The organism is Aquimarina intermedia (assembly GCF_008124785.1).
Lineage (GTDB): Bacteria > Bacteroidota > Bacteroidia > Flavobacteriales > Flavobacteriaceae > Aquimarina > Aquimarina intermedia.
Genome location: NZ_VNHU01000006.1, coordinates 82,324 through 98,948, shown reverse-complemented (window position 1 = coordinate 98,948; position 16,625 = coordinate 82,324). Strand labels below are relative to the sequence as shown.

Genomic DNA, 16,625 nt, shown 5'->3' with positions numbered 1-16,625 from the left:
TCACGGCAACGTTACGTAGTTTGTATAATATATTATTTTATAATCCCAACACATCCTTCATCGTATAGACGCCGGTTTTGTTTTGAAGCCACTCTGCGGCGACTATTGCACCTAATGCAAAACCATTGCGATTATGGGCAGTATGTTTAATTTCGATGGTATCTACTTGTGATGTATACTGCACAGTATGCGTTCCCGGAACTTCGGGTTCGCGTTTTGCAGTAATTGGGATACCATTGGTGGCAATTGTATCAGTTGTATCTTTTAAGAACCAATTGGTAGTGTCACTATTAGCTATAATGTCCTCAGCCAAGGTAATTGCGGTACCGCTAGGAGCGTCAAGTTTCTGTAGATGATGAATTTCTTCGATAGCAACGGCATAGGTGTCCAGAGGCTTCAACATTTGCGCTAGTTTTTTGTTTAGTTCAAAATAAAGGTTTACACCCAAACTAAAATTTGAAGCATATATAAAAGCACCCTTTTTTTGATGACACAAGCTTACCATTTCCTCAAAATGATCAAGCCAACCAGTCGTTCCACAAATAATAGGAACAGAAGCTTCAAAACATCTAGTAATATTTTCAACCGCCGCGTCCGGAATGCTAAAATCTATGGCTACATCTGCGCTTGTTAAATCGTAGTTCTTATCATTTTTACCAACTTTAAGAATGATAGCGTGACCACGTTCTAACGCAATTTGTTCGATGGTTTTTCCCATCTTACCATAGCCTAATAATGCGATTTTCATAGTGATTAGTTAAAAGCTGTAGTTTAAAGACACGCCATAACTTGGCTTGGCATTAAAATCGTTCATATTTACTTTCGGTTTAAAAGACAGGTCATCAGAAATATTATATTGCTGTAAATGTGCCGTGACATTTGCATCAATAATGTTTAAAATATAAATTCCTACCGTTACAAGAAGCGATAGTTCTTGCTCTCGTCTAAAACGACGTTGTAGTTGAATCAACTGATCATCGCTAATGTTAGCGAACTCATCATCTGTAAAACCAGCTAATCTCCTTTTGTAAATATCTCGTACTGTATTGTACTTGTCTGTATTGTCAACGTAAAAATATATACCGGTACCTAAGGCAGCATATACAATCGGCATTTTCCAATATTTACCTGTGTATGCTTGTCCTAAACCCGGGAGTACTGCCGAATAAAAAGCGGCTTTGGCCGGTGCCAACGGTTCATAAGGTCGAATTTTTCTCTTTCTTTTTACCTTAACCTCCTGAATTTCTGTGTCTATTTTCAATGAATCTACGTCCTGTGCAAACAACATAGTGCTTGACAAGAGACAAAGAATTAAGAATATATAAGCATGTTTATTTTTCACTACTTATTAATTTCTTTATGCGGTTAAAATCTTCTTCAGAAGAGAAGGGTATGATTAATTTTCCGCGACCGCGACCCGAAACCTTGACATCAATTTTTGCTCCGAAAAAATCAGAAAACTCATTCATGCTATTTTCCACATATTTTGGAACCTTTGAAGAAGGTGCAGGTTTTGTAACGGCAGTTTCTTCTTGATCAATAGTTTTAACCAACTTTTCCGTTTCTCTTACTGAAAGGGTGTTGGCAATGATTTTTTCATAAATATCAAGTTGCTTTTGCTGATCGTCGATATTAATCATTGCGCGACCATGTCCCATAGAAATAAATCCATCTCGGATTCCCGTCTGTACAATTGGATCCAGTTTTAATAAACGCAGGTAGTTTGCAATGGTAGATCGTTTTTTACCTACACGGTCGCTTAATTGCTCCTGTGTCAAATCAATCTCATCAATCAAACGTTGATAGGAGAGTGCAATCTCGATAGGATCGAGATCCTGACGTTGAATATTTTCTACCAAGGCCATTGTCAGAGATTCCTGATCATTGGCTATACGAATATATGCTGGAATCGTTTCTAGACCTGCTAATTTTGAAGCTCTAAATCGACGTTCTCCACTTACCAGTTGGTACGTGTTAAAATCCAATTTACGAACGGTGATAGGTTGTATCACACCTACTTCTCTGATCGAAGTTGCGAGTTCTTGCAATGTCTCGTCGTTGAAACTGGTTCTTGGTTGAAAAGGGTTGACATCGATGCTTTCAAGTTCTAGTTCTATGATATTTCCAACTACCTTGTCAGCATTCTTATCCTCTGCGGATTTTATATCATTTTCGGGATCCTTAAGCAATGCCGATAATCCTCGGCCTAATGCTTGTTTTTTTGTTGCCTTCGCCATGTATCCTTAACTGTTTTTCTTGATAATTTCGTGCGCCAAACTTAAGTAATTACTTGCTCCTTTACTAGCAGCGTCATAATTAATTATGCTCTCTCCATAACTTGGGGCTTCACTTAATCGAATGTTTCTTTGGATGATGGTTTTAAACACCATCTCGTTAAAATGTTTTTGCACCTCTTCCACTACCTGATTAGATAAACGAAGCCTCGAATCATACATGGTAAGAAGTAATCCTTCTATATCCAGATTCTTATTATGAATTTTTTGTACACTTTTAATTGTGTTCAAAAGCTTACCTAATCCTTCTAGAGCGAAATATTCACACTGTATCGGTATAATCACAGAATCTGAGGCGGTTAATGCATTAAGCGTTAATAGCCCTAACGAAGGAGCGCAATCGATCAATACATAATCATATTGTTCTTTGAGGTGACCAATAGCTTTTTTAAGCATATACTCGCGTTGTTCTTTATCAACCAGCTCGATCTCAATAGCAACCAGATCAATATGAGCCGGTATAATATCAACATTTGGAGAATTGGTCGGAATAATTGCCTCTTCGGGAGTTATGGTATGCTCCAGAATTTGGTAGGTTCCCTTCTCAATGCTCTCAACATCCAATCCAAGCCCTGAGGTTGCATTGGCTTGAGGATCAGCATCTATAAGTAATACTTTTTTTTCAAGTACACCTAAAGAAGCAGCTAGGTTAACTGAGGTTGTAGTTTTACCTACACCTCCTTTTTGATTGGCAATAGCGATAATTTTACCCATAGGGGACGATTTGGATTTAAGAGGTAAAAATACAATTTATTATACATTATAAAAATGAAAAATATTAACAGTACTTTATAACTCTCTACAAAGAAGTTTTAAAATGAGACAAACAAGGAAAAGAGCCACTGAATAAGCGACTCTTTTGAAAAAAAAATAGTATGATAGCTTATTTTATTTATTCTTCTTTGATCGAATCATAGCCTCTAGCATGTCCCACATTTCTGAAGGAACTTCTTCTAAAAGATTAAATTGACCTGCACCTTTGAGCCATTCTCCTCCATCCAGCGTGACAACTTCTCCATTGACATATGCAGCAAAATCTGATACTAGATATGCGGCTAAATTAGCAAGTTCCTGATGATCCCCAACGCGTTTTAAAGGCACACGTTTGGCTAGATCAAATTTTTCTTTTAATTCACCGGGAAGTAAACGATCCCATGCTCCTTTAGTAGGAAAAGGTCCCGGAGCAATTGCATTAAAACGCATTCCGTATTTTGCCCATTCTACCGCGAGTGATCTGGTTAATGCCAAAACACCAGCCTTAGCCGTAGCGCTTGGTACTACATATGCAGAACCAGTCCATGCATAGGTGGTAACAATATTTAATACCACCGTATTTTCATATTTGGTGTCAATCCAATGCTTACCAAAAGCTAAGGTGCAGTTTTTTGTGCCTTTTAGTACAATGTCAATAATGGTATCAAAAGCATTAGCAGATAAACGTTCTGTAGGTGAAATGAAGTTTCCAGCAGCATTATTCAGCAAAATATCAACTGTACCAAATGCATCTAAAACCTGATCTCGCATCGCTTCGACCTGGTCATAATGACGCACATCACATTGCAATGGTAAACACACGCTGCCGGTTTCATCCTCTAATTCTTTTGCTGTGGTCTTTAATTTTTCAAAATTACGGGAAGTGATTGCCACTTTTGCCCCCAGTTCCAAGAAGTATTTGGTCATTGATTTTCCTAATCCACTTCCACCACCTGTAACTACGATGTTTTTTCCTTTGAGCGCTCCATCACGAAGCATTTTATTTGTATAATTCATGAGCGTATATGTATCATATTTGTGTGAAAGATACAATTAATACGTTAAAAACTATGCATGCATAGTAAATTAACTGCGAACATCAATCAAGATATCCAGTATAGTAATTGCAGCTTTGCTTATTTTGGTTCCAGGTCCAAAAATTGCTACAGCTCCGGCATCAAAAAGATAGTCATAATCATCTGGCGGAATAACGCCTCCAACGATAACCATAATATCCTCTCGGTTGTACTTTTTAAGTTCATCAATAATTTGTGGGACTAATGTTGTGTGTCCTCCTGCTAATGAGGATACACCTACAACATGCACATCATTTTCAACCGCTTGTTTGGCAGCTTCTTTTGGGGTTTGAAACAAGGGGCCTATATCCACATCAAATCCTACATCAGCATAGCTTGTAGCTACCACTTTTGCACCGCGATCATGTCCGTCTTGACCCATCTTGGCAATCATGATTCTTGGTCGTCGTCCATCAAGCTCAGCGAAACGATTCGCTAATTTTCTGGCTTCTTCAAAAGCGGCGTCATTCTTTATTTCTTTTGAGTACACTCCTGTAAATGATTTTATTTCTGCTTTATAGCGTCCAAATTTCTTTTCTAAAGCATCACTTATTTCTCCTAAGGTAGCTCTTTTTCTAGCAGCTTCAACCGCAAGTTCTAATAAGTTTTCCTGTTTACTTTCGGCTGCTTTTTCAAGAGCTGCTAAGGTAAGGGAAACTGCATGATTATCTCGGGTTGCTTTTACGCGATTAAGACCGTCAATTTGTTGTTTTCGTACTGCGTTGTTATCAACTTTTAAAGTGCTTATGGCATCTTCTTCTTCAAGTTGATATTTATTGACGCCAATTATTACATCTTGTTCACTATCGATCCGCGCCTGTTTTCTTGCAGCAGCTTCTTCGATTCTCATTTTGGGAATTCCTGCTTCAATGGCTTTTGTCATTCCGCCCAAAGCTTCAACTTCTTCAATCAATTGCCAAGCTTTGTCAGCAATCTCTTGCGTAAGTGATTCTACATAGTAACTCCCGGCCCATGGATCTACCGTACGAGTAATTTGTGTTTCATCCTGCAAAAAAATCTGGGTATTACGTGCTATTCTTGCTGAGAAATCAGTTGGTAAGGCTATGGCTTCATCCAACGCATTGGTGTGCAAACTTTGTGTGCCTCCAAAAGCTGCGGCACTAGCCTCTATACACGTTCTTGCGACATTGTTAAAGGGATCCTGTGCTGTAAGACTCCATCCACTAGTCTGACAATGTGTACGCAACATTAGCGATTTAGGATTTGTTGGATTAAATTGTTTAATAAGTTTTGCCCACAACATGCGGGCAGCTCTCATTTTTGCAATTTCCATAAAATGATTCATGCCGATGGCCCAGAAAAATGAAAGGCGAGGGGCAAAAGAATCCACATCCATACCGGCTTCAATACCTTTACGGATATATTCGAGTCCGTCAGCCAAGGTGTATGCTAATTCAATATCACAGGTAGCTCCTGCCTCTTGCATATGATAGCCCGAAATACTGATAGGATTAAACTTAGGCATATTTTGAGAACAATAGCTAAAAATATCACTGATAATTCGCATTGAAGGAGTAGGAGGATAGATATAGGTATTGCGTACCATGAATTCTTTAAGAATATCATTTTGAATGGTACCGGCGAGTAGCTTTTTGTCTACGCCTTGTTCCTCGGCTGCAACTATATAAAAAGCCATAATGGGTAGTACTGCGCCGTTCATTGTCATAGAAACGGACATTTTATCGAGTGGTATCTGATCAAACAGCACCTTCATGTCTTCTACGGTATCAATAGCAACACCAGCCATACCCACATCTCCATAGACGCGTTCATGGTCACTGTCGTAACCTCGGTGCGTTGCCAAATCAAAAGCTACCGATAATCCTTTTTGACCCGCAGCCAAATTACGTCGGTAAAAGGCATTACTTTCTTCTGCTGTAGAAAATCCTGCGTATTGTCTAACAGTCCACGGACGCCTGACATACATTGTAGAATATGGACCTCGTAAAAAAGGAGGAAGTCCTGCAGCAAAATTAAGATGTGTAAGGGAGTCAATATCCTGCTTCGTATAGCCAGATTTTACTTCGATACCTTCTGGCATCTTGTTGCTAACTATTTCTTTCTGAGGTGAATTTAATGAGTTCGACTCAAGAGTTATATGTTGAATGTCTTTTCGGGTCATGTACGATATATTGGTGTAACAATACGAATGACCAAATTTAATGTTTTATAGGGATTACCCAAAGGCTTTTTCGATAACCATTAGGATAGAATAGTAAATATCGAATGCAATGAATTTTTTTACTGAAATAGAGTTAAATTCTGAATCCGGAATGTAATAAATTCGTTGCGCAATAAGCGAGGTGCTAACATTGCCGTCTTCTTCAAGGATGTCTATGATTTCTCTTAAATTATCGCCTTTACTGGTATTTTTTAAGCATTGAATAAAACCACCTCTGTAGTTAAAAATCATGATCGCTTCTTCGTTTTTCTTTTTTGCTACTGTTGTTGCTGTCTTATTTTCAGCACGTTGGTTTTCATACTCGCTCAAAGGTATCCATATGGATCCTTTGTTTTTGACACCTTTTTTAAAAAGACGTGTATGAGTTATGGAATTTTTAGAAGGTAATTTCTTTAGATCTATAGATAAACTAGCTACCTCTGCCAAAAAGGTTCGGTATGTTTTTATAGAATCATTGCCAAAATTATAATGACTGAAAATGTCCTTCTCAAACGATTGAAAGGCTTTAGTAATTAAACCGGTATCGTCGATGCTTGAACAATCAAAAGATTCTTGCGCATAGATGGATTGAGTTGTCACAATGATGAACAACATCAAAAGTAATCTAGATCTAATCATAGGGGGGTGATTCAGATTTAGTAGCTTTAATAAAAGGGTTAAGTTAAATAGATGTTAAATGTAAGAATATATTCTGAAAAACATCTGAAATTATAAGTTTTTCTCGATTTTTTCAGCCAATCTTCGCATTATTACAGGTTCAATTAACGTTTTACGTGATTTTTTTTCTAAAAAGGGAGATTTCTCGAATTCCGGGAGCACTTCGTCATTATTTCTATAAGTATTTGCACCGGTTAATTTAATCTTCGCCTTATCAAATAAAATTTGCTCACGCGTGGCGCTTTCTTTAATTTTCTTCTGAATTTGTCCGGATTTTAATTGAGTTAAAAAACCACCGCCTTTTTCGATACTTTTAAAAATATCCAATGCTTCCTTTGCTAATTGATCAGTTAAGGTTTCTATATAATACGAGCCGGATGCCGGATTGCTAACCATATCAAAATTACTTTCATGTTTGAGCACGAGTAACTGATTGATGGCAATGCGATTTCCAAATTCATTTTCATTGTGATAAACCGCATCATAGGGCATATTGTAGACTGCATCAGCACCTCCTAATATGGCACTCATACCTTCCATTGTTGTTCGCAACATATTAACGTTATAATCTAATATCGTCTTATTACGCGTAGAAGGAAAGGCTACTATATGACAAGAAGAGGTAAAATTATTATATTCGGTACTTAAGCTTTTCCATAGCAATCGCAACGCTTTTAATTTTGCAATTTCAAAAAAATAATTTCCACCAACAGCAACCGTAAAAACGATTTCCTTTTTATTCAACCCTTCGGAACCAGATTGTTCAAACTGATTTAAATATTCATTAGCCTGAGCAAGACCGTATGCTAGTTGCTGTACCATGGTTGCTCCTGCATTTTGATATAAACTTATATCAACTGAAAGGGTGCTTTTTAAATGTGTTCCGGTTTTTGAAACTGTATCTACATTACTCTGATCCTTCTCTAATGTCTCATACCAGTTACCTGATTTTGCCAAATTACCTATGCTATCTGTAAGGAGATAAATGGCATACTTATTATGTGCTGCAAAAGTGTTTACTGTCTCACTAAAGGAAATAGATAAAAATTGTGGCGCAAGATATATGGGTGTCTCTTCAGGAATATTATTTAGGAGTATGCTTATGTCGACGGCGTCATTCTCAATGACAAAGTATAATGATTCAGCGCCCTTAGAAATACTATCCAGAGCTGCTTCATTGCCTTGACTACTATCTTTAACTTCAATTTTTTGAGTAACCTTCCAACGGGAGGGATGGTAATTTTGAATATGTAAACCTTCAAGATCTTCTTGATTATAGAAAGGTTTAATGTCAATTCCTTCAAGTGATTTGTATATCAATGCTTCATTATAATCCGCACCTTTCAAGTCCACCTGAATTTTTTGCTTCCACTGTTTTGCTGTAACTTCGTCAAAACCTTCAAATAAAGATTTAGTCATTGTCTTTAAAATTTAAAATGCTGTCCTGATACTCGATAATGTAAATTTCTTCATCATCCCGTTTCATAAAGTAGGTCTCTCTTGCAAATTTTTCAAGTTCACTACTGTCTTTCAGAACTTTTATATCTTTTTGATCTTTTATAATTTCTTTTATGTAATACTCTTTGTTATTTTTAAGTTCTTGTATTTCACCATCTAATTCTCGATGGATAAGCCAAGAGTTTGTATCCAAAAAAAGCATCCAAATTACAAATACGAGAATAATAAGAACGTATTTATTAAATAGAATAGCAAAGACAGGAATCAGTGCTGGCTTACTTTTTAAATCGTTAAGAAACTTTTTAAACTTCAATCAGTAATAGGATTTGTTGCTGTGTAAAGGTACAAAAAGTTAATCCAAGCGTTCCTTAATAATTGAACGAACTACATCAACGGCCACCGTATTATAATGATTATTGGGAATAATCAAATCGGCAAATTCTTTTGTGGGGTCTATAAATTGCTGATGCATGGGCTTTAACGTGGTTTGATAACGATCTAAAACTTCCTGCATGTCACGACCACGTTCTGCAATGTCCCTTTTCAAACGACGTATTAAACGTTCGTCACTATCAGCATGAACAAATATTTTAATATCGAACATTTCCCGAATTTGCGGATTCGTTAATATCAGAATACCTTCTACAATTATAACTTTACTAGGGCGTGTGGTGATAGTTTCGCCGGTGCGATTGTGTTCTACAAATGAGTAATTGGGTTGCTCAATAGTGTTACCTTTTCTTAATTCTCTCAAATGTTCTACCAGCAGTTCAAAATCGATGGATTTTGGGTGGTCAAAATTAATCTTTGTACGTTCTTCATAGCTTAGGTGGCTTGTGTCTTTATAATATGAATCTTGCGATATCACACACACCTCATTATCAGATAGTTCGTTGATAATTTGATTCACCACTGTGGTTTTTCCACAACCTGTACCTCCTGCGATCCCAATAATTAGCATTTCTTGATTTTTCGGCAAATTTAAGGAAAGCTATGTAATCTTTTTGATAAAGTTTTACGCTGGATTAAAAATTACTCCCGAAGAGCTGTCTTTTCTGGCACCGGTAACTGCGCTTAAGCAGTTTATCTCATTTCGTTCTTTGAGTACCCCCATGAATGCAAAAATAAGAGATTCTTTATGATCAATCAGTTCTTCTTCAGGACATACGATGGTAAATTGATCCCCTAATTTTTGTCGAAGTACTTCTATAAAATAGATGTTTTTTGCGCCACCTCCGGTCGCAAGTATTGTTGCATTTGAAAGTTTGTGTGAATGGATTGCTTTGGCAAGTTGTTGTGCGATATGATGAACAGAAGTGTGTAATAAATTTTCTGTAGTATCAGGATGACGATCCAGTACAGGTAGTATCTGTGATGCAAACCACTCATATCCTAATGATTTGGGTATGGATTGCGAATAATAGTCCAGAGAATTTAAGTGCTGGAGTAATGCAGTGTTTAGCTGTCCGCTTCTTCCTAGTTTACCTTCGTCATCATAGTCGAGGTTGACGCTATTACAGATATGATTTAGTAACATATTTACCGGAGCGATGTCATAGGCAATACGAACCTTATTTTGTTTGAGAGAAATATTGCTTATACCGCCAAGATTTAAACAATAATCGTATTCTGAAAATAATAACTCGTCACCAATAGGCACTAACGGAGCACCTTGTCCCCCGTAATAGACGTCATTTGTTCTAAAATCACAGATCACTTTTTGTCCTGAGCTATTTGCTAAATGTTGTCCTGATCCGATCTGATATGTAATTCCTATATCCGGCTGATGTAGTACAGTATGTCCGTGACTTGCTATAAAATCAACTACGAGTTCGTGCTTTTTAATAAAATCAGCAACCTGAGTTCCCATCCATGAGCCAAAAGTATTGTGTAACGCTATCATAGCATGACTTTGCAAGTAAATTGCTTTTTTTAACTGTGCTTTAAAATCGGGATTGTAGTTAATACTATCCGTTTCTAAAATTTGATAGGACCATCGACCATTTTCTAATTTAAAATTGCAGTAGGCGATATCCAAACCATCAAGAGAGGTACCCGACATTAAACCAATTACACGATATTCTTTAATAACTGTCATAGCTCTTAAAAATTTATTTTTTAATTGCTGCGACTTCTTCAATGGTTACCATAGTTTTTTGTGTGTTTCCCCAACTATTCATAATATAATTCATGACATCTGCAATTTCTTCATCTTCCAGTCCGAGGGGTGTCATAGCACTGTTGTAGATCACATCATTCACTCTAATTTCGCCATTCAGCCCATATTTGATAGCATGAATGCTTTCCTTTCGTTTGTTAGTGAGCCAATCAGAGCCTGCAAGGGGCGGAAACGCGTTGGGAACACCCTTGCCATCTGCCAGGTGACACTGCATGCAAAAATCAAGATATATTTCTTCACCGGCTACCATGCTTTCTTCAAGTGTTTTTACTTGAAACATGTTTTCTTTTATAGGCTGGTACTCTGATAACTCGTGTGATTTAGAATAATCATGCAGGTTCAAAAAGAGTATAGTACTCAATATGATACCGGGTAGTGTTACTAAATAACTCATATTAATTAGGAATAATTTTAATAATACCTTTTGACTCGACAGCTACATACAGATAGCCATCAGGTCCTTGACGTACATTACGTACTCTGCCAATATCGGCTAGCAACTTTTGTCTTTTGACTATCTTGTTTTCTTCAAGGATTAATAACTCCAAGTATTGAAATTTTAAAGAACCCGCAACAATTCCGTTTTTCCAGTCCGGATAGATTGGACTGGTAACAAAATCCATTCCGCTGGGAGCAATTGAGGGAACCCAATAATAGAGTGGTTGTTCCATACCTTCTTTTTGAGTCTGATCTGTTATAGAGGTGCCGCTATAATTAATGCCGTAAGTAATTACAGGCCATCCATAATTAACCCCTTTTTTAATAGGGTTTATCTCATCACCACCACGAGGACCATGTTCATGCACCCAAATCATTCCGGTCTCAGGATGTATAGCCATTCCTTGCGGATTGCGATGACCGTAAGAGAAAATTGCTTTTTTAGCATCTTTTTTATCTATAAATGGGTTGTCGGTAGGGATACGTCCATCATCATGTAATCTGTAAATTTTACCTCCGTCACGGGTGATGTCCTGTGGGTTTTGATCGCGATCTCCACGATCTCCAATACTAAAATATACATAGCCATCATTATCAAATTCAATTCTGGAACCAAAATGATGTCCTTTTGTGGTGTTTGGGCTTCCTTTATATAGCTTTTCAATATCAGTTAACGAATTATTTTGCAGTTTTGCTCTAATTAGCGCTGTGTGTCCTCCTTTCTGTTCCCCCTCTGTCGATGAATATGTGATATAGAGCCAACCATTCTCTTCATATTTGGGATGCACCTCTATATCTAACAAACCTCCTTGATTACGATTATATACCTCGGGAACATTAGTAACTAAAGTTTTCTTTCCATCTTTAAAATGGATTAGTTCGCCGCTTTTTTCCGTAATAAGCATACTTCCATCAGGCAGCCAGGTCATTCCCCACGGAATTTGTAATTCGGAAACGACAAGCTCTGTTGAATAATTTTTTGGATCTTCTTGAAGTTCAATATCATTAATTTTTTCTTGTGCACAAGCAAAAAATAGCGGAAGCAAGAATAAAATTCTAAAAAAATGCTGTCTCATAAATAGTGAGTTTTTAAAGATTGAAAAATACGAAGAATTATTTTTTAAAGGCTATATTTTATGTTAATGCCAGCAGAATAGTTGAATGGTATCCCCGGATAAAAATAGCGGGGAGCATTGTTTCCAAATCCAATGGCATTCACTTGAACCTGTGCGGCGTATTTAGAATCTGTTATATTATTGACGTTCAGGAAAAGATCATAGTGCAGTCGTTTCAGCATTTTGTTTTTATAGCCAAGCTGTGCATTGAGTAGTGTATAATTGTCAGTATACACAGTGTTTCCATCATTCACCGGAATATCCCCTACATATTGCATGCTTAACATGCCGTAAAATGAATTTCTTGTCACCAGATTGAGGCCTGCATTTAAAACTTCAGAAGGTACCCCGGTCAGCTCATTGCCCGAAAAATCTTGTTCCTTATCAATAAAGGTTCTGAATCGGTGGTTATTTAATGTAGCATTAGCATAGGCTGTAATACGAGTCTCTTTGTGAGTAAAAATCGGGTAAGATAGTTGGGCTTCAATACCGGAATGTCTTGTTTTACCTGCGTTAATAGCAAAAAAATTATCTTGCTGTGTACGTCTTGAAACCAATAAATCGTCAATACTCATAGTATACAGCGCTAAGCTGCCGTTCAATTTATTATTGAATGAGCTAAAACGTGTTCCAATCTCAAAATTCCAGCCAATCTCCGGCTGTAAATTCCTGTTACGTGTGCCATCGGGTAAAATGGTTTCGGCAGTGGTAGGCATGGAGAAGCCATGGGCAACAGTTCCGTAAATATTTAGATTCTTTGTAAAGGTATGTATGAGACCAAATTTTGGCGAAAGAATGAGATCAAAATTATAATCTCCCAGTTGATTTATGGTAGTACTGGTGAGTCGATTATCTAATGTATAAAAGGTGTAATTGGCATGAACCCCTGTATTAAATTTTAATTTCGAAGTCAAGTCCCAGGTAGTTTCTGCAAAAAGATTGATGTAACTTCGCCGCTCTTCAAGATCGGATAATTGCTCTCCGTAACTGCTGCCACTGCCTTTAGGAGTATCTCCGTAAGTATTTTCAAAGGTTTGCGCATTGTAGGAGTCAGTAAAACCTTCGACACCGACCATCCATTTTACGGCTAAGTTTAATAATTGATTATTTCCTTGTAGTTTAGTTCTTAAGCCGAGACCATGGGTTTGTTCCTCAAGAATATTAAAAGGACGCGGTTCTTTGTTGTCTTTTGCAGAAGTGAATATGCTAGTGCTTTGTAAGAGGTTGTCACTATAATCATGTGTCCAGGTCAAACCTAAAAGACCTTGATTAACATGTTCAAAAGCCTTGGAAGCTCCCCAGGTAAAAGCTGCTTTTTTCGGAGTAGCGTCAAAATCTTCTTGAGTTAACGAACTTGGAATTTGAGCATTAAGGTGTATGTAACTAGCCAATACAACAAATTCATCCTTGTTGCTAAGGTCAAACTTCATGACACCGGTAAAGGTGTTGCGATTATAGGCGTTGTTCTCACGATACCCATCACTGTGATTGGAACTGTAAATTAAGTTGATGGACTGTCCTTTTTTTGAAAAGCCAGCAGTACCGACAACTTTTTTGAAATTATAGCTACCTAATTGTTTAGTAAAAGTCACCTCGGGTGTTGCATTGTTATGGTACAGAGGTTGTAGAATCATAGTACCTCCTAAACCTACACCAAAATTACTGGCTGCCGGACCTTTGTAAATTTCGATCTGAGACACCGAGGCAAGTTCAAGATCTTCAATGACTGATTCTCCATTACCATCAGTTAGCGGAATTTCTCCAAAATATGCTCGAATATTAGCAGTACCAAAAAGACTGCGGGCACCGATACCACGAATCGTAATACGATTGGTATTAAGGGTACCGCTTTGCATAAATACTCCGGGAACTTGATTGATTAGTGGGGATAATGTAATAGGCCGTTCTAATGCTAGTTTGTTTTTACCAATTATGGAAACTGATTGTGAGATCTCAGTCAGCTTAGTAGTTAGGCTAAGTCCTGTAAGGGTTACTTCGTCCAACGGAATAACTTCTGATTCGATTACCTGAACAGAATCTGAAGCATTGCGATCTGTTGAAACTTTATTAGTTCTTTCTTGCGCAGAGAGATGAGCAGTAAAAGAGACTATAATTAAAGATAGTAAGAGTGCTTTCAATTTTTTTATTCAAATATCCGAAACTTATAAAATATGAATCGCAGAAAAAGTTTTTAATGCGATCTTATAAAAAATAATTAAATGTTTTTGCGATTTATTGGGTTTTAATAAAACAGTTTATTTATATTTGCACCCGCAAAAAGGGATAACCTTCTCGGGGTGTAGCGTAGCCCGGTTATCGCGCCGCGTTTGGGACGCGGAGGTCGCAGGTTCGAATCCTGCCACCCCGACAAAATAAAATGTGGAGTTTTTGTAGAAAGTTTACTTTCTTAAGAAAACGGAGGGATTTATTTAAAGTTAAAGCAACGCTTTAATTTGTCACAACCTCTAAAAGGATCAACGAAGTTAATCCTGCCACCCCGACTAAGAAAATCCAATCACTAAAGTGGTTGGATTTTTTATTTGGTATTGGAAGCAAAGAGAACAAAAAGGGAATGCCGATTATATATAACCAATAGGGTGATTTGATAATATGCACAATTGGTTTGGGAAGGCACCGAAACCAGGGGAGTGCTAATAGTCTAAACAAGCTGTTGAGTAAGATCAAAACACTCCCAAAACCTTCAACAAGAAAGTTACTCTGTATATTGCTTAGCGTAAAATATACTTCAGCAAGTATGGAAAATGACCAACATAAAATGGATAAGGCCAGCCATACCTGCCCAAATTCATTTTGTTTTTTACCTATGTGCCACCAAATTGCCAGTAATGCTATCAATGAAAACAAACAGGCTGCAAATTGGCACCATTCATAAAAGAGTATAGTCTCAACGTTCATCGCTACTATTCTGAAATACTTAGGTTAAGTATAGATAAAACTGTAGTCATTAGATGTATTATTAGTAATAATGGAGAATTCTAAGACGTTATGGAGCATTTCCTCCATGCTGTGAGGTACTAATTGTTTGCTAATGGTAATAAGGAATAATTCTTGCTTAGTTCTAGGGATATCTCATATTTATTATGATTAAAGATGGTAGAAAAATTTTAAAAAAGTTCTAAATTTATTCAGGATTATTATATTTGCACCTCACAAATCGGGATGTGGCGCAGTCCGGTTAGCGTACACGGCTGGGGGCCGTGTGGTCGCAGGTTCAAATCCTGTCATCCCGACATATTAAAGTATTAATCAATACTAAAAACCTGTTAATCTTATGAATTTCAGGTTTTTGTTGTTTTTAATAGTATCGAAATAAATTAATTGTTACCTATAAAGCCGTCAACAAATCGGTCACCAAATTTATAATTTGGAAAGTGTTGACCGATTTGTTAAAATGTTAATGTTTTTGCTAAATAAATGTATCTTTATAAGTGATTTGACTTTCGTCTGACAAACATATATAGTGTTAACTAAAAGACGAAATCATGAAAATAACTTCAACATTCAATATGTTGTTCTGTGCTTACTTTTCCAGAGTAAAGGAAAACTAAGCATCTCTTTACGGAAGAATCACAGTAAATGGTAAAAGAGCTACCATTAGACAGAAGCGTAAAGTTTTATTTACTGATTGGGGTGTCAACAAGAACAGAGCCAGGGGTACAAGTCAGAAGACAAGGATTCTAAACAGTTATTTGGATGAGACCTATAATCCATTATTTCAATGATACCGTGATTTAATGAAGATGAATAAATTGATTACTTCAAAAGCCATAAAGGTAGGATTCCTTGGATCAGATGAGGCAATCATTCAATAATGGATATTATCTCCTACCATGATATGGATATGGAAGGTAAATTGAAATTGGGAACACACAAGAATTATTTCACAACTCAAAGCTATATTCCTAAATTTTTATTGAATTCCTTTAAGACTAATTATGTGTAATTAAAGGAACTGAACTATAATTCCATGCTCAAATTTGAAAAATATTTAAGGAGTTAGATACCTGTCGATCATCAAAAACAAATGAGCAACCGTCGGTAAATAGACCACTGTAATAGTTACTCAAATAGATTATCGCCTTATTTCGTTCTTGAGAAATGGTTCTTGAACCTTGTTAAGCGTTGTAAGTGTTGGTTCTCAAATTATTGTAAAAGCGTTTTTTAAGTACGTCCTGTAGAATCTGTTTGTTCGAACTAAGGTCGGCCATCAGTTTCTTTAAATGCGAGTTCACCTCTTCGAGGTTCTTCAGTCTACGTGGCTCTGATACGCCTAGTACACCGTATTTCTTCTTCCAATTGTGAAAGGTGGTCTCGCTGTTTCCTACCTTTTGGCAGATCTCTTGAATACTTGTACCCGTTTTCACCTTTCTGATCGTAAATACAATCTACGACTCTGAATACTTCGATCGTTTGATAAGCAAATAGTTGTTT

General features: G+C 37.0%; 16 protein-coding genes, 2 tRNA genes and 1 pseudogene. 3 read left to right on the top strand and 16 right to left on the bottom strand.

Translation table 11 applies throughout. The features are described from left to right. Positions 1 to 37: 37 nt before the first annotated feature. The 14 genes from dapB to BD809_RS10155 form a co-directional block, all read right to left on the bottom strand. Positions 38 to 748, bottom strand: coding sequence for a 4-hydroxy-tetrahydrodipicolinate reductase (gene dapB / locus BD809_RS10220; protein WP_148782876.1), 711 nt, complete (start codon positions 746 to 748; stop codon positions 38 to 40). 9 nt (positions 749 to 757) lie between these two features. Continuing rightward, positions 758 to 1,300 (bottom strand): DUF5683 domain-containing protein, encoded by a 543-nt coding sequence (locus tag BD809_RS10215; RefSeq protein WP_246131499.1) that lies wholly within the window; start codon positions 1,298 to 1,300, stop codon positions 758 to 760. Positions 1,301 to 1,331: 31 nt separating this feature from the next. Further along, on the bottom strand, positions 1,332 to 2,237 hold the full coding sequence (locus tag BD809_RS10210; protein ID WP_148782875.1) for a ParB/RepB/Spo0J family partition protein: 906 nt from the start codon (positions 2,235 to 2,237) through the stop codon (positions 1,332 to 1,334). Between the two features lie 6 nt (positions 2,238 to 2,243). After that, entirely contained in the window at positions 2,244 to 3,008 is a 765-nt protein-coding gene (locus BD809_RS10205) for a ParA family protein (protein WP_148782874.1), read from the bottom strand. A gap of 174 nt (positions 3,009 to 3,182) precedes the next feature. Beyond that, entirely contained in the window at positions 3,183 to 4,064 is an 882-nt protein-coding gene (locus BD809_RS10200) for an SDR family oxidoreductase (protein ID WP_148782873.1), read from the bottom strand. 69 nt (positions 4,065 to 4,133) lie between these two features. Continuing rightward, the gene (gene scpA, locus BD809_RS10195; RefSeq protein WP_148782872.1) at positions 4,134 to 6,266 is read right to left on the bottom strand and encodes a methylmalonyl-CoA mutase; all 2,133 of its coding nucleotides are present in this window, start codon (positions 6,264 to 6,266) and stop codon (positions 4,134 to 4,136) included. A 54-nt stretch (positions 6,267 to 6,320) separates the two neighbouring features. Then, entirely contained in the window at positions 6,321 to 6,944 is a 624-nt protein-coding gene (locus BD809_RS10190; protein WP_148782871.1) for a hypothetical protein, read from the bottom strand. 90 nt (positions 6,945 to 7,034) lie between these two features. Further along, the gene (locus BD809_RS10185; protein WP_148782870.1) at positions 7,035 to 8,402 is read right to left on the bottom strand and encodes a methylmalonyl-CoA mutase subunit beta; all 1,368 of its coding nucleotides are present in this window, start codon (positions 8,400 to 8,402) and stop codon (positions 7,035 to 7,037) included. Next, positions 8,395 to 8,754 (bottom strand): FtsB family cell division protein, encoded by a 360-nt coding sequence (locus BD809_RS10180; protein WP_394348849.1) that lies wholly within the window; start codon positions 8,752 to 8,754, stop codon positions 8,395 to 8,397. Before BD809_RS10180 ends, BD809_RS10185 begins: the two co-directional genes overlap by 8 nt. Before the next feature lie 39 nt (positions 8,755 to 8,793). Continuing rightward, on the bottom strand, positions 8,794 to 9,402 hold the full coding sequence (gene udk, locus BD809_RS10175) for a uridine kinase (protein ID WP_148782869.1): 609 nt from the start codon (positions 9,400 to 9,402) through the stop codon (positions 8,794 to 8,796). Positions 9,403 to 9,456: 54 nt separating this feature from the next. Next, on the bottom strand, positions 9,457 to 10,539 hold the full coding sequence (locus BD809_RS10170) for an anhydro-N-acetylmuramic acid kinase (protein ID WP_317130867.1): 1,083 nt from the start codon (positions 10,537 to 10,539) through the stop codon (positions 9,457 to 9,459). Between the two features lie 13 nt (positions 10,540 to 10,552). Beyond that, a complete protein-coding gene (locus BD809_RS10165; RefSeq protein WP_317130866.1) occupies positions 10,553 to 11,014 on the bottom strand; it encodes a c-type cytochrome in 462 nt (153 codons plus the stop codon). 1 nt (position 11,015) lies between these two features. Further along, positions 11,016 to 12,134 (bottom strand): PQQ-dependent sugar dehydrogenase, encoded by a 1,119-nt coding sequence (locus tag BD809_RS10160; protein WP_148782868.1) that lies wholly within the window; start codon positions 12,132 to 12,134, stop codon positions 11,016 to 11,018. A gap of 44 nt (positions 12,135 to 12,178) precedes the next feature. After that, on the bottom strand, positions 12,179 to 14,311 hold the full coding sequence (locus BD809_RS10155; RefSeq protein WP_148782867.1) for a TonB-dependent receptor family protein: 2,133 nt from the start codon (positions 14,309 to 14,311) through the stop codon (positions 12,179 to 12,181). A 155-nt stretch (positions 14,312 to 14,466) separates the two neighbouring features. Here BD809_RS10155 and BD809_RS10150 point away from each other — a divergent pair. Further along, a tRNA-Pro gene (locus tag BD809_RS10150) sits at positions 14,467 to 14,541 on the top strand. Between the two features lie 80 nt (positions 14,542 to 14,621). Here the strand turns inward: BD809_RS10150 and BD809_RS10145 are convergent. Beyond that, the gene (locus tag BD809_RS10145; protein ID WP_148782866.1) at positions 14,622 to 15,089 is read right to left on the bottom strand and encodes a hypothetical protein; all 468 of its coding nucleotides are present in this window, start codon (positions 15,087 to 15,089) and stop codon (positions 14,622 to 14,624) included. A gap of 260 nt (positions 15,090 to 15,349) precedes the next feature. Between BD809_RS10145 and BD809_RS10140 the strand changes: the two genes are divergently transcribed. Together BD809_RS10140 and BD809_RS16050 are read left to right on the top strand one after the other, a co-directional pair. Continuing rightward, positions 15,350 to 15,424: transfer RNA gene (locus BD809_RS10140), tRNA-Pro, on the top strand. Between the two features lie 330 nt (positions 15,425 to 15,754). Further along, positions 15,755 to 15,916: pseudogene (locus BD809_RS16050) on the top strand (site-specific integrase); the annotation flags it as partial. Positions 15,917 to 16,309: 393 nt separating this feature from the next. Here BD809_RS16050 and BD809_RS16045 read toward each other — a convergent pair. Then, entirely contained in the window at positions 16,310 to 16,558 is a 249-nt protein-coding gene (locus tag BD809_RS16045; protein ID WP_170251857.1) for a transposase, read from the bottom strand. Between the last annotated feature and the right edge of the window lie 67 nt (positions 16,559 to 16,625).

What these genes read in the sequence shown, in the direction of transcription:
- dapB (WP_148782876.1), bottom strand. Translation starts at nt 748, where the DNA reads ATGAAAATCGCATTATTAGGCTATGGTAAGATGGGAAAAACCATCGAA.
- BD809_RS10210 (WP_148782875.1), bottom strand. Translation starts at nt 2,237, where the DNA reads ATGGCGAAGGCAACAAAAAAACAAGCATTAGGCCGAGGATTATCGGCA.
- BD809_RS10205 (WP_148782874.1), bottom strand. Translation starts at nt 3,008, where the DNA reads ATGGGTAAAATTATCGCTATTGCCAATCAAAAAGGAGGTGTAGGTAAA.
- BD809_RS10200 (WP_148782873.1), bottom strand. Translation starts at nt 4,064, where the DNA reads ATGAATTATACAAATAAAATGCTTCGTGATGGAGCGCTCAAAGGAAAA.
- scpA (WP_148782872.1), bottom strand. Translation starts at nt 6,266, where the DNA reads ATGACCCGAAAAGACATTCAACATATAACTCTTGAGTCGAACTCATTA.
- BD809_RS10190 (WP_148782871.1), bottom strand. Translation starts at nt 6,944, where the DNA reads ATGATTAGATCTAGATTACTTTTGATGTTGTTCATCATTGTGACAACT.
- BD809_RS10185 (WP_148782870.1), bottom strand. Translation starts at nt 8,402, where the DNA reads ATGACTAAATCTTTATTTGAAGGTTTTGACGAAGTTACAGCAAAACAG.
- udk (WP_148782869.1), bottom strand. Translation starts at nt 9,402, where the DNA reads ATGCTAATTATTGGGATCGCAGGAGGTACAGGTTGTGGAAAAACCACA.
- BD809_RS10170 (WP_317130867.1), bottom strand. Translation starts at nt 10,539, where the DNA reads ATGACAGTTATTAAAGAATATCGTGTAATTGGTTTAATGTCGGGTACC.
- BD809_RS10165 (WP_317130866.1), bottom strand. Translation starts at nt 11,014, where the DNA reads ATGAGTTATTTAGTAACACTACCCGGTATCATATTGAGTACTATACTC.
- BD809_RS10160 (WP_148782868.1), bottom strand. Translation starts at nt 12,134, where the DNA reads ATGAGACAGCATTTTTTTAGAATTTTATTCTTGCTTCCGCTATTTTTT.
- BD809_RS10145 (WP_148782866.1), bottom strand. Translation starts at nt 15,089, where the DNA reads ATGAACGTTGAGACTATACTCTTTTATGAATGGTGCCAATTTGCAGCC.